A 22,197-nucleotide genomic window follows, 5' to 3' on the forward strand; every position below is an offset into this window, starting at 1 on the left:
CGGCGTGGTGACCGTCCGACGCGAACGCGTGAAGCTGGTATCGTGACGGCAACATCGCCATCGAACCCTTCACAGAATCCCACATGCTGGAAATCGGACTGACCGGCGGCATCGGCAGCGGCAAGACCCGCGTGGCCGACATGTTCGCCGCGCGCGGCGCAGCGATCATCGACACCGACCTGCTCGCGCACGAGATCACCGCCCCGGGCGGGCGCGCCATCCCGGCGCTGGTCGAGGCCTTCGGCCCCGGCTGCCTTCGCCCTGACGGCGCCATGGACCGCGACGCGATGCGCGGGCTGGTATTCGCCGACCCGGCCGCCAAGGCACGGCTCGAAGGCATTACGCATCCGCTGATCCGCGCTCTGACCAACGAACGCGCGCAGGCCGTGCGCGACGCCGGCGAGCATCCCTATCTGATCTATGTGGTGCCGCTGCTGGTGGAGTCGGGCTCGTGGCGCGAACGGGTGGGCCGCGTGCTGGTGGTCGACTGCAGCGAGGCCACGCAGGTGGCGCGCGTGATGTCACGCAACGGCTTCAGCCGCGAGCAGGTCCAGGCCATCATGGCAAAGCAGGCCACGCGCGGCGCGCGCCTGGCATGTGCCGACGACGTCATCGACAACGACGGCCCGGTGGAGGCGCTGGTGGACCAGGTCGACCGGCTCGACCGCTACTACCGTGAACTGTCCGCGGCCGGCGAGGTCCATCCCGAGTCCGGCGTATAACAGCAAAGTCGGCGTGCCAGCGCACCGCATCATGCACATGACATTGTCCTCGGCCCTTGTCTCGCATAGAATGCGCTGGAACATGCCGGGAAATAGCCGCATACTGCACGGATCGACACATGATGCGCCACTCGATGCGACTCGAGGCGCCCCATGTTTGGCATCTCCCCGCGTTTCCCGGGCCACATTCTGCACCGGGCGAGCTCCTGCCACGGAGCTCGCCCGACGCCCTGCACGGACATAGCACTTGATTCTGTACGAATATCCTTTCAACGAACGCATCAGGACGCTCCTGCGCCTGGAGGACCTGTTCGATCGGCTGGATTACTTCCTCGCCCAGGATCATGCCCAGCAGCACCATGTCGCGCTGACCACGCTGTTCGAGATCATCGACGTAGCGGGCCGTGCCGATCTCAAGACCGACCTGATCAAGGAACTGGAACGGCAGCGCCAGGCGCTGGCGCCGCTGCGCGCCAATCCACAGATCCATCAGGAAACGCTGGACGCCGTGATCGGCGAGATCGAGCAGGGCATCGCCATGCTCAACCAGACCGTGGGCAAGGCCGGCCAGCTGCTGACCGACAACGAGTGGCTGACCAGCATCCGCAGCCGCGCCATCATCCCCGGCGGCACCTGCGAGTTCGACCTGCCGGCCTACTACGCCTGGCAGCACCGCCCCGCCGAAGACCGCCGCGCCGATATCCTCAAGTGGGCGCGCCCGCTGGTGTCGCTGCGCATGGGCACCACCATCGTGCTGCGCCTGCTGCGCGAAGCCGGCCAGAGCGGCAAGGTGATCGCCACCGGCGGCAGCTACCAGCAGATGCTGTCCGGGCGCAGCTACCAGCTGATGCAGGTCTACCTGGATGATTCGCTGCTGGCGTTCATCCCGGAAATGAGCGCCAACAAGTACATGCTGTGGGTGCGCTTCACGCAGCAGGACGGCGACCTGCGGCCGCGCTCGGTCGATGCGGATATCCCGTTTCTGCTGAAACTCTGCAATTTCTGAAGTCGATTCCTGAAGCCTGCTTTTAGCGCTATGCCTGCCGTCGTCAAATGTCCCACCTGCGGCACCAATGTACCCTGGGTGCCCGACAACAAGTTCCGCCCCTTCTGTTCCGAACGCTGCAAGCAGATCGACCTCGGCGCGTGGGCGTCCGAGAAGTACGTGATCGGCAGCAAGCCGGGCGAAACGCCGTCCGCCGACCTGAGTGAGGAAGAGGACGACTGAGCGTCCCCTCTCACCGGCCAGACGCTTCAGTGCGCCGCCGCCAGCACGCGGCGGTAGAAGCCCACGCCTACCAGCACGAACACCGCCAGGCCCAGCTACTGCGCGGTCGCTTCAAACCCCGCCCCCACCAGCGCCAGCGGCGCATCCTTGCCCGACAGGCCGATCACCGCGGCCAGCATCACGCCGACCAGCTTTCCCCGACGATCAGGCCCGAGGCCAGCAGCGTGCCGCGCCGCTCGGCGTGCTCAAGCGCCAGCTTGACGTCGTCCCCGCGCGCGGTGGCGCGGCGGCGCTCGGCCCGCAGCAGCAGCCACGACAGCATCGCCCCGACCACCAGCGCCGAGCTGATGGTCGGCGGCAGGTAGATGCCGATCCCGACCGCCAGCACCGGCAGCCGCACCCCGTCGCCGCGGCGGACCTTCAGCCCCAGGTAGATGTTCGAGGGGGTGAACACGACCGTGATGAGCGCACCGGGGATAATGCCGCGCAGGGTCAGTTCAGGCAGGGAGATGTCGTCGGCGATACGGTCGACGCGAAGCATGCAGGTTCCTTTCCTTGGACTGGCGGCGCAGAAGCGGGCGCCGCGGCAATGGCAAGGTCAGTCGTTGCGCGCTTCCTCGGCCAGCCATTCCACCACCGGGATGGTGGCGGGCAGCAGCGGCCCGACTGTCACGGGCGTTTGCTGCCAGGAAAAGGCCTGGCCTTCGCGCCCGACGGGATCGCCCCGCCAGGCCGTGACCTTGCAGAAGTACAGCCGCACATAGGCGTGCGGGTAGTCATGTTCGAGGGTATGCCAGCGCTCGCATTGCGTTACGTCAAGGCCCAGCTCTTCATGGAGTTCTCTGGCCAGCGCGGCCTCTACCGACTCACCGGGCTCCAGCTTGCCACCGGGGAATTCCCAGTAGCCTTCGTAGGGCTTGCCCGCAGGGCGTTGCGCCAGCAGGAAGCGGCCGTCGGGCTGCACCATCACGCCCACGGCGACCTCGGTGACCTTGCGCGGAGGATTATCAGCCGTTTCTGCGGGGCTTTGCATGGACACGCTCATGCCTTGGCGTCGCCGTTCACGTCGGCGATAAAAGGCTTGCCATGCTTGCCGCCCCAGTCGCGCGCGAACTGCCAGGCCACCCGGCCCGAGCGCGAGCCGCGCTCCAGCGCCCACACCAGCGCATCGCCGCGCGCCGCGGCGATGTCCTCGTCGGTGCAGCCGAAGTGCTTGAGCCAGTGGCCGACGATGGTCAGGTACTCGTCCTGCTTGGGCGGGTAGAACGACAGCCACAGCCCGAAGCGCTCGGACAGCGAGATCTTCTCCTCGACCACTTCACCGGGGTGGATCTCGCCGTCGTCGGTGTGGCGGTAGGTCTCGTTGTCCTTCATGTACTCCGGCAGCAGGTGCCGGCGGTTGGAGGTGGCGTAGATCAGCACATTGTCCGACTGCGCCGCGACCGAGCCATCCAGCGCCGACTTGAGCGACTTGTAGCCCGACTCGCCCTCCTCGAACGACAGGTCGTCGCAGAAGATCACGAAACGCTCGGGGCGCTGCGAGACCAGCTCGACGATATCGCCGAGGTCGCCCAGGTCATCCTTGTCCACCTCGACCAGGCGCAGCCCGTCCTTGACGAAGGCGTTCAGGCAGGCCTTGATCAGCGACGACTTGCCGGTGCCGCGCGCGCCGGTCAGCAGCACGTTGTTGGCCGGCAGCTGGTTCACAAACTGGCGCGTGTTGGCGACGATGGCGTCCTTCTGGCGCTCGATATTCTTCAGGTCGTCCAGGTGGATCGGCGGCAGCTGGCGCACCGGCTGCAGGTAGCCGATATTGCCGAACAGGCTCTGGCGCTTGCGCCAGCGGAACGCTACCGCCTCCTGCCAGTCCGCATCGCTCAGTTGCGGCGGCAGCCATTGTTCGAGTCGGGCGAGGAAGTTGTCGAGGCGGGAGGTGAGGTCGGACATGGCGGCGTGACGGTGTCAGTAGTTGGGGAGAGGGGTGGATTTGCGGGGCATCGCGTATCCGGAAACGCCTGCCCTCTCCTCCGGCCCCTCTCCTGCATGCGGGAGAGGGGAGCAAACCCGGGGTGCTTAAGAGCGGTAGTCGGCGTTGATCGACACGTAATCGTGCGACAGGTCGCAGGTCCATACGGTGGCTTCGGCATTGCCGCGGCCGAGCGCAATGCGCACGGTGATCTCGGCCTGCTTCATCACGCGCTGGCCGTCTTCTTCGCGGTAGTCGGGGTTGCGGCCGCCGTTGCGGGCCACCCAGACATCGTCCAGCCACAGGTTGACGCGGCCGACATCGAGGTCATCGATGCCCGCATAGCCCACCGCGGCCAGGATGCGGCCCAGGTTGGGGTCCGACGCATAGAACGCGGTCTTGACCAGCGGCGAGTGCGCGACCGCGTAGGCGATCTGGCGGCACTCGGCAACGTCCTTGCCGCTTTCGACGCGGATGGTCATCAGCTTGGTCGCGCCTTCGCCGTCGCGCACGATCATCTGCGCCAGCTCCTGCGCCAGCGCGGTCACCGCGTCGCGCAGCGCCTCGAAGGCCGGGCCTTCGGCGCGGTCAACCACGGCACCGGACTTGCCGGTGGCGATCAGCACGAACGAGTCGTTGGTCGAGGTATCGCCGTCGATGGTGATGCTGTTGAACGAGTGGTCGGCGGCGTGCGACACCAGCGCCTGCAGCACCGGCTGGGCCACCGCGGCGTCCATGGCGATAAAGCCGAGCATGGTCGCCATGTTGGGGCGGATCATGCCGGCGCCCTTGCTGATGCCCGACAGCGTCACGGTCTTGCCGTCGATCTGCGCCGTGCGCGACGCGGCCTTGGGCTGCGTGTCGGTAGTCATGATCGACTCGGCGGCGGCCAGCCAGTTGTCGGCCTTGGCGTTGGCGATGGCGGCGGGCAGGCCGGCCACCAGGCGATCCACCGGCAGCGGTTCCAGGATCACGCCGGTCGAGAACGGCAGCACCTGCTCGGCGGCGATACCCAGTTGCGCGGCGAGTGCATCGCAGGTGGCGCGGGCATTGGCCAGGCCCGGCTCGCCGGTGCCGGCGTTGGCGTTGCCGGTGTTGACCACCAGCGCGCGGATGCCCTTGCCGGCAGCCAGGTGCTCACGGCACACCTGCACCGGTGCGGCGCAGAAGCGGTTGTTGGTGAAGACGCCAGCCACGGTGCTGCCCTCGGCCACGCGCACCACCAGCACGTCCTTGCGATTGGCCTTGCGGATGCCCGCCTCGGCCCAGCCGAGCTCCACGCCGGCGACGGATTTCAGGTTCTCTGCCTGGGGCAGCGGAAGATTGACGGGCATGTGGACTCCTCTATTCCTGCTTGCGCTTTCTGCTAGCGAATTGCTTGTCTCAGACAAACATGCCCGCGGAGGGCGGGCATGTCGTTTCCTATCGCGTCATTCCCCGAGCGGCGGGAACGACGTCATACCGGTGCGCGGCTCAGCTCAGCCTGCCGTGGCACTGCTTGAACTTCTTGCCCGAGCCGCACGGGCACGGATCGTTGCGGCCGACCTTGGGCATGCCCGCCAGCGCCAGTTCGGCAGCGGCCATGGCCGCGCCGGTGCGTGGCGACGGCACTTCCTCGACTGGCTCGCGCCCTTCGGCGAACTCGTCGTGCTTGTACTGCACGTTCTCCAGGTGCGACAGGCCTTCCTCGATCTGCTCAGAAGCTTGTTCCAGTTCTTCCGGCGACTGGATCTGCACGTTGAAGGTCACGCGCGTGACTTCGCTCTTGATCACGTCCAGCAGGCGCGCGAACAGTTCGAACGATTCGCGCTTGTATTCCTGCTTGGGATCCTTCTGCGCATAGCCGCGCAGGTGGATACCCTGGCGCAGGTGGTCCAGCGCCGCCAGGTGCTCGCGCCAGTGCGTGTCGATGCTCTGCAGCATGACCGAACGCTCGAAGCCGGCGAACGACTCGCGGCCGACCATCGCGACCTTGCTGTCGTAGCGCTCCTTGGCCGCCTGCATGATCAGGTTGAGCAGCTCTTCGTCCTCGATGCTCTGCGCGCCCTCGATAGTCTTCGCCAGCGGCACTTCCAGGCCCCAGTCTTCGCGCAGGCGCGTTTCCAGGCTGGCGATGTCCCACTGCTCTTCCATGGTGTCGGCCGGCACGTGGTCGCGGAACAGTTCCACCAGCACGCTCTGGCGCAGGTTGGCCACCATGTCGCCGACGTCCTGGGCTTCGAGCACGTCGTTGCGCAGCTTGTAGATTTCCTTGCGCTGGTCGTTGGCGACGTCGTCGTACTGCAGCAGTTGCTTGCGGATATCGAAGTTGCGGCCCTCGACCTTGCGCTGCGCCGATTCGATCGAGCGCGTGACGATGCCGGCTTCGATCGGCTCGCCCTCGGGCATCTTCAGGCGTTCCATGATGGCGCGCACGCGGTCGCCGGCGAAGATGCGCAGCAGCTGGTCGTCCAGCGACAGATAGAACCGCGACGAGCCCGGGTCGCCCTGGCGGCCGGCACGGCCTCGCAGCTGGTTGTCGATCCGGCGCGACTCATGGCGCTCGGTGCCGACGATATGCAGGCCGCCAGCGGCCTTGACCTGCTCGTGCAGTGAATGCCACTCGTCCTCGAGCTGCTTGATGCGCGCGGCCTTCTCGGCATCGGACAGGTTCGGATCCGCCTCGATAAAGCCCGACTGCTTCTCCACATTGCCGCCCAGCACGATATCGGTACCGCGACCGGCCATGTTGGTGGCGATGGTGATCATCTTGGGACGGCCCGCCTGCGCCACGATCTCGGCTTCGCGCGCGTGCTGCTTGGCGTTGAGCACCTGGTGCGGCAGCGTTTCCCGCTCGAGCAGGCCCGACAGGTATTCCGAGGTCTCGATCGAGGTGGTGCCGACCAGCACCGGCTGGCCACGCTCGTAGCAGTCGCGGATATCGCGCACCACGGCGTCGTAGCGCTCCTTGCCGGTCTTGTAGATCTGGTCCTGCTGGTCCTTGCGCTGGGCCGGGCGGTTGGTCGGGATCACCACCACTTCCAGGCCGTAGATCTCCTGGAATTCATACGCTTCAGTGTCGGCCGTGCCGGTCATGCCGGCCAGCTTGTTGTACATCCGGAAGTAGTTCTGGAAGGTAATGGTCGCCAGCGTCTGGTTTTCCTGCTGGACGGTGACGCCTTCCTTGGCTTCGACAGCCTGGTGCAGGCCGTCGGACCAGCGCCGTCCCGTCATCAGGCGGCCGGTGAATTCGTCGACGATCACGACTTCATCGTTCTGCACCACATAGTGCTGGTCGCGATGGAACAGGCTGTGCGCGCGCAGGGCGGCGTACAGGTGGTGCATCAGCGTGATGTTCTGCGGCGCGTACACCGACTCGCCTTCACCGATCAGGCCCTGCTGCGCCAGGATCTCTTCGGCCTTCTCGTGGCCGGCTTCGGTCAGGTAGACCTGGTGGCCCTTCTCGTCGACGTAGTAGTCGCCCGGCTTCTCGACGCCGGTGCCATCGGCCTTTTCCTCGCCGATCTGGCGCTCGAGCAGCTTGGGAATGCCGTTCATGCGCTGGTACAGGTCGGTCTGGTTCTCGGCCTGACCGGAGATGATCAGCGGCGTGCGGGCCTCGTCGATCAGGATCGAGTCCACTTCATCGACGATGGCGTAGTTCATTGGCCGCTGGACCCGCTGCGACGGGTCGTAGACCATGTTGTCGCGCAGGTAGTCGAAGCCGAACTCGTTGTTGGTGCCATAGGTGATGTCGGCGTTGTACGCGGCCTGCTTCTCGTCATGCGGCATCTGCGACAGGTTCACACCCACCGACAGGCCCAGGAAGTTGTACAGGCGGCCCATCCACTCAGCATCGCGCTGCGCCAGGTAGTCGTTGACGGTCACCACGTGCACGCCCTTGCCGGTGATGGCATTGAGGTACACGGCCAGCGTCGCGGTCAGCGTCTTGCCTTCGCCGGTGCGCATTTCGGCGATCTTGTTGTCGTTCAGCACCATGCCGCCGATCAGCTGCACGTCGAAGTGGCGCATCTTCATGACCCGCTTGCTCGCCTCGCGGCACACGGCGAAAGCCTCGGGCAGCAGCGCTTCGAGCGACTCGCCAGCGGCGTGGCGCTGCCGGAAGGTCTCGGTCATGCCGCGCAGCTCGTCGTCCGAGAGCTGCTCGTACTTCGGCTCCAGCGCATTGATCTGCACCACCGTGCGGAGATATTGTTTGATCAGCCGCTCGTTGCGGCTGCCGAAGACTTTCTTGAGAAGGCCGGTGATCATCGATTGCTTTCACCTGCGCGGAACCGGGTGGCACCCCAGGGATGCGGGCTGCTCCGGCGACCGGGCGAGGAATGGATAGATTGGCGCAAAACGCCGAGTTTATCATGTGCCGGGGTCACGGCCGGAACGCGCCGGGCCCCGTCCGGCAAGGGCGGGCAAGCCTGCCGAATGTCGACCACGCTTATCGCCCGCACGATTGCCCGCGCGCCCCACCAGCCGCAGTTTGGGGCGGCCGCCGCAGCTTCAATCCACAGTTGGGCAAGGCGGCCCCCGCGCCCCTTGCTAGAATGCATGCATGCGCCGCTTCACCCACCACGCCCTGCAGACCCCCGCCGCCAAGCCGCTCAACGACTGGCTGGCCAAGGCCGGCCCGGTTTCGACGCTGATGCAGACCGCGCGCCAGCTTTCGGTGCTGGAGGCCGAGGTGCTGGCGCTGCTGCCCGCCGGCATGCGCGACGGTTTGGCTGTGGCCGGGGTCAAGCGTGATGCAAGCGACCCCAACGCCCAGGTGCTGCTGTTGCTTGCCGCCCACGGCGCCGCCGCGGCCCGCGTGCGCCAGGTGGTACCCACGCTGCTCACGCGGCTGCAGCAGCGCGGCTCGCAGATCACCGCGATCCGGGTGCGGGTGCAGCCGGAGGTGTCGCGCCACGCGGACTGGGAGGTGGAGCCCGTGCAGCGCCAGCGCACCGGCGGCCGCATGACGCCCACGGGGCTCGCCAACCTGGACCAGCTGGCGCGCAGCCTGCCGGATTCGCCGCTGCGCGACGCGCTCAATACGCTGCTCGCCCACCATCGCCAGGCGCCGTCCCGGTAATTCGGAAAAAACAAGAAAGCCGACCCGAGGGTCGGCTTTTCGTTGTGCGGCCGGCAGGTTGCGTGACTCAGGCAAACGCTGGCTGTGCCTGCGGCAGGAAGGCCGCGGGAGCTTCCTCGACGCGGTCGAAGGTGACCAGCTCGTAGGCTTCCTGGTCGGCCAGCAGCGCGCGCAGCAGCTGGTTGTTCAGGCCGTGGCCCGACTTGTTTGCCACATAGGCGCCGATCAGCGGATGGCCCACCACATACAGGTCGCCGATCGCATCCAGGATCTTGTGGCGCACGAACTCGTCGCCGTAGCGCAGTTCCTCGTTGTTGAGCATGCGGTGCTCGTCCAGCACGATGGCGTTGTCCAGGCTGCCGCCACGGGCCAGGCCCATCTCGCGCAGCGCCTCCACCTCGTGGGCAAAGCCGAAGGTGCGGGCACGGGCGATTTCGCGCACGTAGCTGGTGTCGCCGAAGTCGATCTCGAAGGTCTGGCCGGTCTTATCGACCGCCGGGTGGCGGAAGTCGATGGTGAACGACAGCTTGAAGCCGAAATACGGCTCCAGGCGCGCGAGCTTGTCGCCCTCGCGCACTTCGACCGCCTTCTTCACGCGGATAAAGGTCTTCAGCGCGTTCTGCTCTTCGATGCCTGCCGACTGCAGCAGGAATACGAAGGACGCGGCGCTGCCGTCCATGATCGGGATTTCCTCGGCATCGACGTCGACATAGAGGTTGTCGATGCCCAGGCCCGCGCACGCCGACATCAGGTGCTCGACGGTCGAAACGCGCGCGCCATCCTTCTGCAGCACCGATGCCAGGCGCGTGTCGCCGATGGCCGATGCGGCCACGGGAATCTCGACGGCCTCGGGCAGGTCGACGCGGGTAAAGACGATGCCGGTATCGGCCGGCGCGGGACGCAGGGTCAGCGTGACCTTGCGACCCGAGTGCAGGCCGATGCCAACCGTCTTCACCAGGGATTTGATCGTGCGCTGTTTGAGCATGACAGCCTCAACTATTATAAAAATCTATCGGGCGGTTTTTTTGATTAAGGGATTTTACCACCACCTCAGGGGCGCTGCAGCCGGGTTTTGTTTCCGGCTGGTAACACTGCCTTAACAAGTTGCGCATTGTCCACGTTTACCCGGATGACTGTGTCAGCCGCGCAACGCTGCCAGCACAGCCTCGGCGCTGCTGACGCGGAATTCGCCGGGCGCCTCCACCTCGAGCCGGGTCACCACGCCATCGTCGATCACCATCGCGTAGCGTTTCGAGCGTAGACCCAGGCCACGGGCGCTCAGGTCCTGCTCCAGGCCGAGCGCGCGCGTCCATTCCGCACTGCCGTCTGCCATCATGCGCACCGTGCCGGCGACCTGTTGTTCGCGGCCCCACGCACCCATCACAAAAGCATCGTTGACCGACACGCACCAGACCTCGTCGATGCCGGCGTCGCGCAGCGCCGCGGCATGCTGCACATAGCCGGGCACATGCTTGGCCGAGCAGGTAGGGGTGAAAGCGCCGGGCAGGCCGAACACCACGATCTTGCGGCCGCGCACGAGGTCGGCCACCTTGAAAGCGTTGGGTCCCAGTACGCAACCTTCGCTTTCCGTTTCAATGAATTCCTGCAGCGTGGCGTCCGGGACGCGGGATCCGACAGTGATCATGGCTCGTGGTCTTCCTGGGTTTTCTGAAGAATAGGACGGATGGGCCGGATGCATGCGCACACCCTTGCGGCGGGGAACCTCAAGATCATAGGCGCCCTGGCAGCGATGCCAAAGCCGGATCACATCCGGTGACATTCGCCATGAATTCGATACAACTAGCGATACAGCTTGCTACAAAGACGTCCGCGCGACGCACCTTGTGGGTGCGCCGCGCGGACGTCGATACATCCCGACCGGGAAGGCGGGAAACCAGTCCGGGGAGGCGGCCAGCGGCACGCCTTGCCCGGCGACGGGATGTGGGTGAAGCTCGCGACCAGCAGGCGGCGCGGCGCCGCCGGCTGCCTGCCGGGTCACGTCAGTCCATGCTAGGCACGCGCGGATGGGGAGCGCACGTGCTTCGCGACAAGGCGACGCGATCCGTCAGGCGGCCGGTGGAAGCACCGATGCCGCGCCGGTCCGGGCTCAGTCTGCCTGCTTGCGCAGGAAGGCCGGGATGTCGTACGTATCCACACCCTTTTCCTGCAGCGCCGCCACGTGAGCCGACGCCGACTCGCGCGAGCTGCGCCACACCGCCGGCGTGTCCAGCCCGCTGTAGTCCGGCGAGTGGTGCGTGGCCGCGGCCGCGGTCATGCCGCTCATCATCTGTACCGGCATGTTGTCGGTACCGGTCTTGAGCAGCGTCATCGGCTGTTGCTTCTTGGCCGAGCGGCCCAGGCCCGTGGCGACCACGGTCACGCGCAGCGCATCGCTCATCGAATCGTCGTACACCGTACCGAAGATCACGGTCGCATCTTCCGCGGCATAGCTGCGGATGGTGTTCATGACTTCCTTGGTTTCCGACAGCTTCAGCGAACGGCTGGCGGTGATGTTGACCAGCACGCCGCGCGCGCCGGACAGGTCCACGCCTTCCAGCAGCGGGCTGGCCACGGCCTGTTCGGCCGCCAGGCGGGCGCGATCCACGCCCGACACGGTGGCCGTCCCCATCATGGCCTTGCCCTGCTCGCCCATCACCGTCTTCACGTCTTCGAAGTCGACGTTCACCAGGCCGTCAACATTGATGATCTCGGCAATGCCGGCCACCGCGTTGTGCAGCACGTCGTCGGCGCACTGGAAGCACGCGTCCATCTCGGCGTCGTCGCCCATCACTTCGAACAGCTTCTCGTTGAGCACAACGATCAGCGAATCGACCGACGATTCCAGCTCGCTCGAACCATGTTCGGCCACCTTGGCGCGGCGTGCGCCTTCGAACTCGAACGGCTTGCTGACCACCCCTACGGTCAGGATGCCCATTTCCTTGGCAACCTGCGCCACGATCGGCGCGGCACCGGTACCGGTACCGCCGCCCATGCCGGCAGTGATGAAGACCATGTGCGCGCCGCGCAGGGCGTCGGCGATCTGCTCCCGCGCCTGATCCGCGCAGTTGCGGCCGACTTCCGGCTTGGCGCCGGCGCCCAGACCCGTGTTGCCGAGTTGCAGCACGCGCGAAGCGCTCGAGCGCTTGAGCGCCTGAGCATCGGTGTTCATGCAGATGAATTCGACGCCTTGCACGCCGCGGCTGATCATGTGCTGCACGGCGTTACCGCCCGCACCGCCCACGCCAACCACCTTGATGATGGTGCCGTCCTGCACTTCCGTTTCGATCATGTCAAAGTCCATCACTGCCTCCGAGAAGAATCAGTCCCCAGACGATGCAGCCTCCCCGCCGCAACCCCTGGTTCCTGAACAAGAAACCATTAAAAAGAAAAGAACCAGAAACCTTCCGCTCAACGCGCCACGGCCTGTCCGGTAGACAAGACCACTGGCGCGCCGTTGCATCGACTGGCCGTCAATTTCCCTGATGCTTAGAAATTGCCGACAAACCATTCCTTCATGCGGGCCCACACCTGCTTGACCGACCCGCTCTGCACCGCGACCTTGCGTCCGCGCATGCGTTGCACGCGACCTTCCAGCAGCAGGCCCATCACCGTTGCATAGCGCGGGCTCTTCACTACCTCGTGCAGGTTGCCGCGGTACTCCGGCACGCCCACGCGCACGGGCTTGAGAAAGATGTCTTCGCCCAGCTCGACCATGCCCGGCATCATCGCGGTCCCACCGGTGATGACCACGCCGGACGACAACAGTTCTTCATAGCCGGACTCGCGCACCACCTGGTGCACCAGCGAGTACAGCTCTTCGATGCGCGGCTCGATCACCGCTGCCAGTGCCTGGCGGCTGAGCGTGCGCGTGCCGCGGTCGCCCACGCCGGGGACTTCGATCATGTCTTCCGGGTCGGCGATCGCCTGCTTGGCGATGCCGTACTGGATCTTGATGTCCTCGGCGTCGGGCGTCGGCGTGCGCAGCGCCATCGCAATATCGTTGGTGATCTGGTCGCCGGCGATGGGGATCACGGCCGTATGGCGGATCGCGCCTTCGCTGAAGATGGCGATGTCGGTGGTGCCGCCGCCGATGTCGACCAGCACCACGCCCAGTTCCTTCTCGTCCTCGGTCAGCACCGCCAGGCTCGAGGCCAGCGGCTGCAGGATCAGGTCGTGCACTTCCAGGCCACAGCGGCGCACGCACTTGACGATGTTCTGCGCGGCGCTCACCGCGCCGGTGACGATATGCACCTTCACTTCCAGGCGGATGCCGCTCATGCCGATGGGCTCGCGCACGTCCTCCTGGCCGTCGATGATGAATTCCTGCGTCAGGATGTGCAGGATCTGCTGGTCGGTCGGGATATTGACCGCCTTGGCGGTCTCGATCACGCGCGCCACGTCGGTCTGCGTGACCTCCTTGTCCTTGATCGCCACCATGCCGCTGGAGTTGAAGCTGCGGATATGGCTGCCTGCAATGCCGGTAAAGACCTCCGAAATCTTGCAGTCGGCCATCAGCTCGGCCTCTTCCAGCGCCTTCTGGATCGACTGCACGGTGGCCTCGATATTGACCACGACCCCTTTCTTCAGACCCTTGGACTCTGACTGGCCCATCCCGATCACCTCGTAGCTGCCGTCGGGGCGCAGTTCTGCCACCACCGCCGCCACCTTCGAGGTGCCGATGTCCAGACCAACCAACAGGTCCTTGTATTCCTTGCTCATCGGGTTTTCTCCGCGTTCTTACTCTTCAGTCGCGTCGGATTGTTGTTGGAAGTACCAGAAGCCGCTGCTGCCGCCTTCGCTTTCTCCGCTTTTTCCGCCCTGGCCGCCGCCGCAACCTGCGCGTCGGTCAGGAAGCGGGCATTGGCGGCACGGATGGCAAAGCCGTTGGGATAACGCAGGTCGGCGTAGTCGATCTGCTTGCCCCACTGCTCGGTGACCTGAGGCCATGCCGCCACGAAACGCCTGACCCGCTGCTCCATGGCCGCGCGCTCGTCTTCGTTCTGCTCGCGGCCAAGCTCAACCACCATGCCGTTGGACAGCTTTGCCCGCCAGGCGTAGCGGCCCGACAGCGCCACTGCCAGCGGCTCGGCCTTGAGCGGCCTGAACCACTGGCGCATGACCTCGAGCTTCTCGATCACGTCGCCTTCGCTGCCCGGCGGCCCGTCCAGCGCCAGCAGCTGTGCATCCTCTTCCGCCTCGGCGGTGTTGGCGACGAACACCTCGCCATAGGTATTGACCAGGCGCCCGCTTTCCGGCGAGCCCCAGGTGCCGAGCGCCTCGTGTTCCTCGACCTCGACCGCCAGGCCGTTGGGCCACTCGCGCCGCACGCTCGCGCGCCGCACCCAAGGCACCGACTCGAACGCCTGCCGCGCCGCGTTCAGGTCCAGCGTGAAGAAGTTGCCCGAGAGCTTGCCCAGCGCGCTGCCACGCACGCTGGGGGCGTTCACGTGGCGCAGCGCACCACCGTCCATCGGCGCGATCTCCACATGGGTGATGGCAAACACCGGTCGCTGCGCCAGCCACAGCAGGCCCGCCGCGAGCGCCATCAGCGCCACCACCGCGTACAGCGTGGAAGCGATCAGGTTGAGCAGGCGTGCGTTATGCCACATGGTCCGGGGCAGTCCTATCGGTTGCGGTGTTATTCGGGTTTCCAGTGCTCGTTCGGATGCAGGTCCAGTGCCGCGGCGGCCACCACCTGCAGCACGAAGTCCTCGTAGCTGATGCCGGCCGCGCGCGCCGCCATCGGCACCAGCGAATGGCCGGTCATCCCGGGCGAGGTATTCATCTCGAGCAGGAAAGGCTTGCCGTCGGCGCGCAGCATGACGTCGGCGCGCGCCCAGCCGCGGCAGCCCAGTACGCGGTAGGCCTGCACCGTCAGCGCCTGGACTTCCCGTTCGACCTCGGGATCCAGACCTGACGGACACAAGTATTGGGTATCGTCAGTAAAGTACTTATTTTGATAGTCGTAGTTGGCTTCGGGCGCGACGATGCGGATCACCGGCAGCGCTTCGGCGGTTTCGCCCTCGCCCACCAGCGGGCAGGTCAGCTCGGCGCCGTCGATGAAAACCTCGGCGATGACGTCGTTATCGAGCGCGGCCGCCTTCTCGAAAGCCGCGCGCATCTGGTCGGCGACGGTCACCTTGGTCAGGCCGATCGACGAGCCCTCGCGCGCCGGCTTGACGATCAGCGGCAGGCCCAGGTCGGCGGCCACGGCGTCAAAGTCGGTGTCCGCGTGCAGCATGGCAAAGCGCGGTGTGGCCAGGTCGTGGGTCATCCACAGGCGCTTGGTGGCCTGCTTGTCCATCGCCATGGCCGAGGCCAGCACGCCGCTGCCGGTATATGGCACGCCGAGCTGCTCGAGCAGGCCCTGCATGGTGCCGTCCTCGCCGTAGCGGCCGTGCAGCGCGATAAAGACGCGATCAAACTTGGCCGCGGCCAGTTCGGCCACACCCTGCAGGCCCGGGTCGAACGGGTGCGCATCGACGCCGCGCGAACGCAGCGCGGCCAGCACGCCGTTGCCCGACATCAGCGAGATCTCGCGCTCGGCCGAGCGGCCGCCCAGCAGCACGCCGACCTTGCCCAGCGACTTGGGATCGATAGTGGGATGGGCGACGAAGCTCATTGCTGGCCTCCCGCTTGCACCGATTGCTGGTGCGACACCAGTTGTCCCGGCACGGTCCCGATCGAGCCCGCGCCCATCGTCACGACCACATCGCCGGGCCGGACGGCATTCAGGATGGCCTGCGGCATTTCTTCCATCTGCTCCACGAAAACAGGTTCGACCTTGCCGGCCACGCGCAGCGCGCGGGTCAGCGCACGACCGTCGGCCGCCACGATCGGCGTCTCGCCGGCGGCGTAGACCTCGGACAGCAGCAGCGCATCGACAGTGCCCAGGACCTTGACGAAGTCCTCGAAACAATCCCGCGTACGGGTAAAGCGGTGCGGCTGGAACGCCAGCACCAGGCGGCGATCGGGGAACGCACCGCGCGCCGCGGCCAGCGTCGCGGCCATCTCCACCGGGTGGTGGCCGTAGTCGTCCACCAGCGTGAAGGTGCCGGCGCCGTCGGGCGTGGCGACCTCGCCGTAGCGCTGGAAGCGCCGGCCCACGCCGTGGAACTCGCGCAGCGCCTTGACGATGGCGGCGTCGGGCACTTCCAGCTCGGTGGCGATGGCGATCGCCGCCAGCGCGTTCTGCACGTTGTGCAGGCCGGGCAGGTTCAGCACGATCTCCAGCGGCGGCTCGGCATGGCCATTGAGCTGGCGCAGCACGGTGAAGTGCATCTGGCCGTCGACCGCGCGCGCCTCCACGGCACGGATCTGCGCGTCTTCGGCAAACCCGTAGCGCACCACCGGCTTGGACACGAACGGCAGGATCTCGCGCACGTTGGGATCGTCCACGCACAGCACGGCGATGCCGTAGAACGGCAGCCGCTGGGTGAATTCGATGAACGCCTGCTTGAGCCGGGCAAAGTCGTGCCCGTAGGTGTCCATATGGTCGGCATCGATATTGGTGATGACCTCGATGACCGGGAACAGGTTCAGGAACGACGCGTCGGACTCATCCGCCTCGGCCACGATGAAGTCGCCGGTGCCCAGGCGCGCATTAGCGCCGGCCGAGTTCAGGCGGCCGCCGATCACGAAGGTCGGATCGAGCCCGCCTTCGGCCAGCACCGATGCCACCAGGCTGGTGGTAGTGGTCTTGCCGTGCGTGCCGGCGATGGCCACGCCCTGCTTCAGGCGCATCAGTTCGGCCAGCATCACCGCGCGCGGCACCACCGGGATGCGCTTGCTTCGGGCAGCCAGCACTTCAGGGTTGTCGCCGCTGACCGCGGTCGATACCACCACGGCGTTTGCGCCGGTAACGTTGGCCGCGTCATGCCCGTGCATGACCGTGGCGCCCAGCGAGGCCAGGCGCCGCGTGGCGGCATTGCTGCCCACGTCCGAACCCGAGACCTTGTATCCCAGGTTCAGCAGGACCTCGGCGATGCCGCTCATGCCGGCCCCGCCGATGCCCACGAAGTGGATGTTCTTGACGATATGCTTCATTCGATTGCTGCTTAAATAGGCTTCAGTCCCTGGCCAGCTGACTGCAGATCTCGGCGACGCGCCGGGTTGCCTCAGGTTTGGCCAGTCCGCGCGCCAGGCGCGCCATGTCTTTCAGCTGCGGCCGGGTCAGGCTGGCGATGGTTTGCGCCAGCCCCTCGGCCGTCAGGTCTTTCTGCTGCACCAGCAGGGCCGCGCCCTGCTTCGACAAAAATTCCGCGTTGGTGGTCTGGTGGTCGTCCACCGCGTGCGGAAACGGCACGAACAGCGCCGCCACGCCCGCGGCGGCCACTTCCGACACCGTCATCGCGCCGGCGCGGCAGATCACCAGGTCCGCATCGGCATAGGCACGCGCCATGTCGTCGATAAACGGCAGGGTCTGCGCCGGCACCTGCGCGGCCGCGTAATTGGCGCGCAGCGTGTCGATCTGCTTCGCGCCCGCCTGGTGCGTGACCACCGGGCGCTCGCCCTCGGGCAGCAGCGCGACGGCCTTGGGTACCACCTCGTTCAGTGCCGCCGCGCCCAGGCTGCCGCCCACCACCAGGATGCGCAGCGGGCCGGGGCGCTGGTCGTAGCGCGCTTCCGGCGCATCGAGATGCGCCACTTCCTCGCGCACCGGGTTGCCGGTCCACTCGCCGCCGGGCAGCGTGTCCGGGAACGCGCACAGCACGCGGTCGGCCACCTTGGCCAGCACCTTGTTGGCCAGGCCGGCGATCGAGTTCTGCTCGTGCAGCACCAGCGGCCGCCCCAGCAGCGACGCCATCATGCCCGCCGGGAAGGTGATATAGCCGCCCATGCCCAGCACCACGCTCGGGCGCACCCGGCGCAGCGCGCCGATGCTTTGCCAGAACGCGCGCAGCAAGTTCAGCGGCAGCAGGAACTTGGTCACCAGGCCCTTGCCGCGCAGCCCGCCGAACTGGATGAACTCCATCGGGATGTCGTGCTTGGGCACCAGCGTGGCTTCCATGCCGGTGCGGTTGCCCAGCCAGACCACCTTCCAGCCTTGCTCGCGCAGCGCGTGCGCGACCGCCAGCCCCGGGAACACGTGTCCCCCGGTGCCGCCGGCCATCACGAGCAGGGTGCGCGGTGCGGTCATGCCCGGCCTCCGCGCGTCGGTACGCGATTGTGGCTGCGCGCGGCGCGCATGGCTTCACCCACACGCGGCATACCGGGCATCGAGGACTGACGCGTTGCCGTCATACCTTGCCTCCACGCATCAACACACGATTCTCGTAATCAATCCGCAGCAAGATCGCCAACGCCACGCAGTTCATCAAAATCCCCGAGCCGCCGTAGCTCACCAGCGGCAGCGTCAGCCCCTTGGTCGGCAGCAGGCCCAGGTTCACGCCCATATTGATAAAGGTCTGCCAGCCGATCCACACGCCGATGCCCTTGGCCACCAGGCCGGCAAAGGTGCGATCCAGCTGCAGCGCGGTGCGGCCGATATTGAAGGCGCGCCGTACCAGCCAGTAGAACAGCACGATCACCACCAGCACGCCGATAAAGCCGAATTCCTCGCCGATCACGGCGAGGATGAAGTCGGTATGCGCCTCGGGCAGGTAGTGAAGCTTTTCGATGCTGCCGCCCAGCCCCACCCCGGCCCACTCGCCGCGGCCGAAGGCGATCAGCGAGTGCGTGAGCTGGTAGGCCTTGCCCAGCGCATTGCTCTCTTCCCACGGGTTCAGGTAGGCGAAGATCCGCTCGCGCCGCCAGGGCGAGGCCGTGATCAGCAGCGCGAACGCGCCCACCGCCACGCCGACCAGCCCGGCGAACAGCTTGCCGTTGATGCCGCCCAGGAACAGGATGCCCATGGCCACCGCGGCGATCACCAGGAACGCACCCATGTCAGGCTCGAGCAGCAGCAGCATGCCCACCACCACCACCGCCACGCCCATCGGCAAAAAGCCCTTGGACAGGGTCTGCATCCACTCCTGCTTGCGCACCGTGTAGTTGGCCGCGTACAGCACCACCGCCAGCTTCATCAGTTCGGACGGCTGGAAGTTCATCACGCCCAGCGGGATCCAGCGGCGCGCGCCGTTCACGCCCTTGCCGACGAACGGGACCAGCACGATCACCAGCAGGATCAGCGCGAAGATAAAGAGCTTGGGCGCATAGCGGTCCCAGACCTTGACCGGAACCTGGAACGCCGCCAGCCCCACCGACAGCCCGATCAGCAGTGCGAACGCGTGGCGCAGCAGGAAGTGGCTCTCGCGGTAGTTGGCGTAGCGCGGCGAATCCGGCAGCGCGATCGAGGCCGAATAGACCATCACCAGGCCGAGCGCGAGCAGTACGATCGACACCCACAGCATGGGCTGGTCGTACTCCATCATGCGGGAGCGGGTCGGCTTGACGCCCGACACCGCATCGCGCAGGCCACCCCAGGCATTGCCGATGGTGGCGCCGATGAAACCGCTGCGCTTGACCTGCGTTTCGCTCATGGCAGGATCCCCCGGGACAGTGCCAGTTCTTCCACCGCGGCGCGGAACACTTCAGCGCGGTGCACGTAGTTGCGGAACATGTCGAGGCTAGCGCACGCCGGCGACAGCAGCACCACGTCGCCTGCTTCGGCCAGCTCGGTCGACTTGGCGACCGCCTCTTCCAGCGTCGGCGCGTCGACCAGGCTGGCGCCGCTGCCCTGCAGCGCGTCGCGCAGCTCAGCCGCGGCGCGTCCGATCAGCACCACCGCGCGCGCGTACTGCGCCACCGGCGCGGCCAGCGGCGAGAAGTCCTGGCCCTTGCCTTCGCCACCGGCAATCAGCACCACGCGCTTATCCAGCCCGGACAGCGCGGCCACGGTCGCGCCGACATTGGTGCCCTTGCTGTCGTCGAAATACTCGACGTCATCGATGGTGGCGACCCACTCCACGCGATGCGGCTCGCCGCGGTACTCGCGCAGGCCGTGCAGCAGCGCGTTCATCGGCAGGTCGATGGCACGGCACAGCGCCAGCGCGGCCATTGCGTTGGTCGCGTTGTGCATGCCGCGGATATGCAGCGCATCGGCCGGCATCAGGCGCTTGTGGCGCACCGGCACGGCTTCCCGGACCAGCTCCGCGGCCTTGCGGCGGCGCGGCTTGCCCTCCCCTTCCGCCTCCGCATCGGGTTCGGCCAGCACCAGCCAGGGCATGCCGCCCTCGCGCAGGATGCCGAAGCTGCCCGGCACTTCGGGCAGGTCGGTGCCAAAGGTCACCGGTGTGCGGCCCGGGCGCGCCATGTCCAGCGTCAAGCGGTCATTGCGGTTGAGCACCTGCACGCAGGCGCTGTCCGCCGGCCCGAAGATACGGGCCTTGGAGGCGGCATAGGCCTCCATCGAACCGTGCCAGTCCAGGTGGTCCTGCGTCACGTTGAGCACGGTGGCCGCATGCGGCGCCAGCGTGTGCGTGGTTTCGAGCTGGAAGCTCGACAGCTCCAGCACCCAGACCTCCGGCAGCGTCGCCGAGGCGATGCAGGCCGACAGCTTGTCCAGCGCCGACGGGCTGATATTGCCCGCCACTGCCACGCTCTTGCCGGTGCGCTCGACCAGCCGGCCGGTCAGCGCGGTGGTGGTGGTCTTGCCGTTGGTGCCGGTGATCGCCAGGATCTTCGGGGCGTAGCCCGACTCGGCTTCGAGATGCTTCAGCGCCCGCACGAACAGCTCGATCTCACCCCACACGGGGACACCGCGTGCCTGCGCGGCAGCCAACAGCGCACCAGTACCGGCTTCCAGCGGCGACAGGCCCGGGCTGATCGCCACCAGGCCGATGCCGTCGAGCAGGCTGTCGGCGAACGGGCCGCCGACGAATTCGGCCGAAGTCAGCTCGGCCTGCAGGAAGACAAGGTTGGCGGGGGCCTCGCGCGTGTCGGCCACGCGCACCGCGCAGCCGTTCAGGCCACACCAGCGCGCCATGGCCAGGCCCGATTCGCCAAGGCCCAGTACCAGCACATGAGGTTTTTGCAGCTCGCCAAACACTTCGATTTCCTGCCTTTGGTTTCCTGTATCTATATAGAGAGCGCCGTCAGTCCCTGATCAGCGCAACTTCAGTGTCGACAACCCGATCAGCACCAGCAGCATGGTGATGATCCAGAAGCGCACCGTGACCTGCGTTTCCTTCCAGCCGCTCAGCTCGAAATGGTGGTGCAGCGGCGCCATCCGAAACAGCCGCCGGCCCTCACCATAACGGCGCTTGGTGATCTTGAACCACGTCACCTGCAGCATCACCGACAGCGTTTCCACCACGAAGATGCCGCCCATCACGAACAGCACGATTTCCTGGCGCACGATCACCGCCACCGTGCCGAGCGCGCCGCCCAGCGCCAGCGCGCCCACGTCGCCCATGAACACCTGCGCCGGATGCGCGTTGAACCAGAGGAAGGCCAGCCCCGCCCCGCCCAGCGCCGAGCAGAAGATCAGCAGCTCGCCCGCGCCCGGGATATGCGGGAACAGCAGGTACTTGCTGTAGACCGAGCTGCCCATCACATAGGCAAACACGCCCAGCCCGCTGCCGACCAGCACCACCGGCATGATCACGAGCCCGTCCAGCCCGTCGGTCAGGTTGACCGCGTTGCTCGAGCCGACGATCACCAGGTAGGTCAGCACGATGAAGCCGGCCACGCCCAGCGGGTAGCTGATTTCCTTGAAGAAGGGCACGATCAGGTTGGACTTGTACGGCATGTCCAGCGACAGCCCGCCCTCGACCCAGCTCAGGAACAGGTCCCACACCTTCACGTTGCTGCTTTCCGACACCGAGAACGCCAGGTAGACCGCGGCCACCAGGCCGATCAGCGTCTGCCAGAAAAACTTCTCGCGGCTCGACATGCCGCGTGGGTCGCGATAGACCACCTTGCGGTAGTCGTCGACCCAGCCGATCGCGCCATAGCCGAAGGTAACCAGCATCACCACCCAGATAAAACGGTTGCCCCAGTCGCACCACAGCAGCGTCGACACCGCGATGGACACCAGCACCAGCACGCCGCCCATGGTCGGCGTGCCGGCCTTGACCAGGTGCGTCTGCGGGCCGATGGTGCGTACCGCCTGGCCGACCTTCAGCTCGGTCAGCTTGCGGATCACCCACGGACCGAACGCCAGGCCGATCAGGAGCGCGGTGAGGTTGGCCATCACCGCGCGAAAGGTCAGGTAGTTGACGACCCGGAGGAAGCTGTAGTCGTTTTGCAGCCACTGGGCCAGAGCCAATAACAT

The 22,197-nt window shown here is 66.5% G+C and carries 20 protein-coding genes; 4 read left to right on the forward strand and 16 right to left on the reverse strand.

Features of this window, described 5'->3' with window-relative positions; genetic code table 11:
- Nucleotides 1-83 precede the first annotated feature (83 nt).
- From coaE to AC10V3_RS18040, 3 genes are all read left to right on the forward strand, one after another.
- Nucleotides 84-722, forward strand: coding sequence for a dephospho-CoA kinase (gene coaE / locus AC10V3_RS18030; RefSeq protein WP_022536666.1), 639 nt, complete (start codon nt 84-86; stop codon nt 720-722).
- A gap of 247 nt (nt 723-969) precedes the next feature.
- A complete protein-coding gene (gene zapD, locus AC10V3_RS18035; RefSeq protein WP_022536667.1) occupies nt 970-1,728 on the forward strand; it encodes a cell division protein ZapD in 759 nt (252 codons plus the stop codon).
- A gap of 30 nt (nt 1,729-1,758) precedes the next feature.
- A complete protein-coding gene (locus AC10V3_RS18040) occupies nt 1,759-1,950 on the forward strand; it encodes a DNA gyrase inhibitor YacG (protein WP_022536668.1) in 192 nt (63 codons plus the stop codon).
- A gap of 178 nt (nt 1,951-2,128) precedes the next feature.
- On the opposite strand, the gene AC10V3_RS18045 is transcribed toward AC10V3_RS18040, so the two are convergent.
- The 5 genes from AC10V3_RS18045 to secA form a co-directional block, all read right to left on the reverse strand.
- A complete protein-coding gene (locus tag AC10V3_RS18045) occupies nt 2,129-2,491 on the reverse strand; it encodes an OPT/YSL family transporter (protein WP_022536669.1) in 363 nt (120 codons plus the stop codon).
- Nucleotides 2,492-2,548: 57 nt separating this feature from the next.
- On the reverse strand, nt 2,549-2,995 hold the full coding sequence (locus tag AC10V3_RS18050; RefSeq protein WP_022536670.1) for an NUDIX domain-containing protein: 447 nt from the start codon (nt 2,993-2,995) through the stop codon (nt 2,549-2,551).
- Nucleotides 2,992-3,897 (reverse strand): ATP-binding protein, encoded by a 906-nt coding sequence (locus AC10V3_RS18055; RefSeq protein WP_022536671.1) that lies wholly within the window; start codon nt 3,895-3,897, stop codon nt 2,992-2,994. The genes AC10V3_RS18050 and AC10V3_RS18055 overlap by 4 nt, the downstream gene beginning before the upstream one ends.
- Before the next feature lie 126 nt (nt 3,898-4,023).
- Nucleotides 4,024-5,250 (reverse strand): bifunctional glutamate N-acetyltransferase/amino-acid acetyltransferase ArgJ, encoded by a 1,227-nt coding sequence (gene argJ, locus AC10V3_RS18060; RefSeq protein WP_022536672.1) that lies wholly within the window; start codon nt 5,248-5,250, stop codon nt 4,024-4,026.
- Between the two features lie 139 nt (nt 5,251-5,389).
- A complete protein-coding gene (gene secA / locus AC10V3_RS18065; RefSeq protein WP_022536673.1) occupies nt 5,390-8,167 on the reverse strand; it encodes a preprotein translocase subunit SecA in 2,778 nt (925 codons plus the stop codon).
- Between the two features lie 295 nt (nt 8,168-8,462).
- On the opposite strand from secA, the gene AC10V3_RS18070 reads away from it, so the two are divergent.
- Nucleotides 8,463-8,981, forward strand: coding sequence for a hypothetical protein (locus tag AC10V3_RS18070; RefSeq protein ID WP_022536674.1), 519 nt, complete (start codon nt 8,463-8,465; stop codon nt 8,979-8,981).
- A gap of 67 nt (nt 8,982-9,048) precedes the next feature.
- On the opposite strand, the gene lpxC is transcribed toward AC10V3_RS18070, so the two are convergent.
- From lpxC to mraY, 11 genes are all read right to left on the reverse strand, one after another.
- The gene (gene lpxC / locus AC10V3_RS18075) at nt 9,049-9,966 is read right to left on the reverse strand and encodes a UDP-3-O-acyl-N-acetylglucosamine deacetylase (protein ID WP_022536675.1); all 918 of its coding nucleotides are present in this window, start codon (nt 9,964-9,966) and stop codon (nt 9,049-9,051) included.
- A gap of 153 nt (nt 9,967-10,119) precedes the next feature.
- Nucleotides 10,120-10,626 carry a peroxiredoxin gene (locus AC10V3_RS18080; RefSeq protein WP_022536676.1) on the reverse strand — a complete coding sequence of 169 codons (507 nt, stop codon included), beginning with the start codon at nt 10,624-10,626 and terminating at the stop codon, nt 10,120-10,122.
- 462 nt (nt 10,627-11,088) lie between these two features.
- Nucleotides 11,089-12,282 carry a cell division protein FtsZ gene (ftsZ, locus tag AC10V3_RS18085; RefSeq protein ID WP_022536677.1) on the reverse strand — a complete coding sequence of 398 codons (1,194 nt, stop codon included), beginning with the start codon at nt 12,280-12,282 and terminating at the stop codon, nt 11,089-11,091.
- A gap of 185 nt (nt 12,283-12,467) precedes the next feature.
- Nucleotides 12,468-13,700: a cell division protein FtsA gene (gene ftsA / locus AC10V3_RS18090; protein ID WP_022536678.1), complete on the reverse strand. Its 1,233-nt coding sequence runs from the start codon at nt 13,698-13,700 to the stop codon at nt 12,468-12,470.
- Nucleotides 13,697-14,590 carry a cell division protein FtsQ/DivIB gene (locus AC10V3_RS18095; protein ID WP_022536679.1) on the reverse strand — a complete coding sequence of 298 codons (894 nt, stop codon included), beginning with the start codon at nt 14,588-14,590 and terminating at the stop codon, nt 13,697-13,699. The genes ftsA and AC10V3_RS18095 overlap by 4 nt, the downstream gene beginning before the upstream one ends.
- Nucleotides 14,591-14,619: 29 nt before the next feature.
- A complete protein-coding gene (locus AC10V3_RS18100) occupies nt 14,620-15,603 on the reverse strand; it encodes a D-alanine--D-alanine ligase (protein WP_022536680.1) in 984 nt (327 codons plus the stop codon).
- Nucleotides 15,600-17,027, reverse strand: coding sequence for a UDP-N-acetylmuramate--L-alanine ligase (murC, locus tag AC10V3_RS18105; protein ID WP_022536681.1), 1,428 nt, complete (start codon nt 17,025-17,027; stop codon nt 15,600-15,602). The genes AC10V3_RS18100 and murC overlap by 4 nt, the downstream gene beginning before the upstream one ends.
- A 22-nt stretch (nt 17,028-17,049) precedes the next feature.
- Entirely contained in the window at nt 17,050-18,120 is a 1,071-nt protein-coding gene (gene murG, locus AC10V3_RS18110; RefSeq protein WP_022536682.1) for an undecaprenyldiphospho-muramoylpentapeptide beta-N-acetylglucosaminyltransferase, read from the reverse strand.
- Between the two features lie 100 nt (nt 18,121-18,220).
- On the reverse strand, nt 18,221-19,462 hold the full coding sequence (ftsW, locus tag AC10V3_RS18115; protein WP_022536683.1) for a putative lipid II flippase FtsW: 1,242 nt from the start codon (nt 19,460-19,462) through the stop codon (nt 18,221-18,223).
- The gene (gene murD / locus AC10V3_RS18120) at nt 19,459-20,970 is read right to left on the reverse strand and encodes a UDP-N-acetylmuramoyl-L-alanine--D-glutamate ligase (RefSeq protein WP_022536684.1); all 1,512 of its coding nucleotides are present in this window, start codon (nt 20,968-20,970) and stop codon (nt 19,459-19,461) included. Before murD ends, ftsW begins: the two co-directional genes overlap by 4 nt.
- Before the next feature lie 57 nt (nt 20,971-21,027).
- Nucleotides 21,028-22,197: a phospho-N-acetylmuramoyl-pentapeptide-transferase gene (mraY, locus tag AC10V3_RS18125; RefSeq protein ID WP_022536685.1), complete on the reverse strand. Its 1,170-nt coding sequence runs from the start codon at nt 22,195-22,197 to the stop codon at nt 21,028-21,030.

Source organism: Cupriavidus sp. PB-02, from assembly GCF_058252315.1.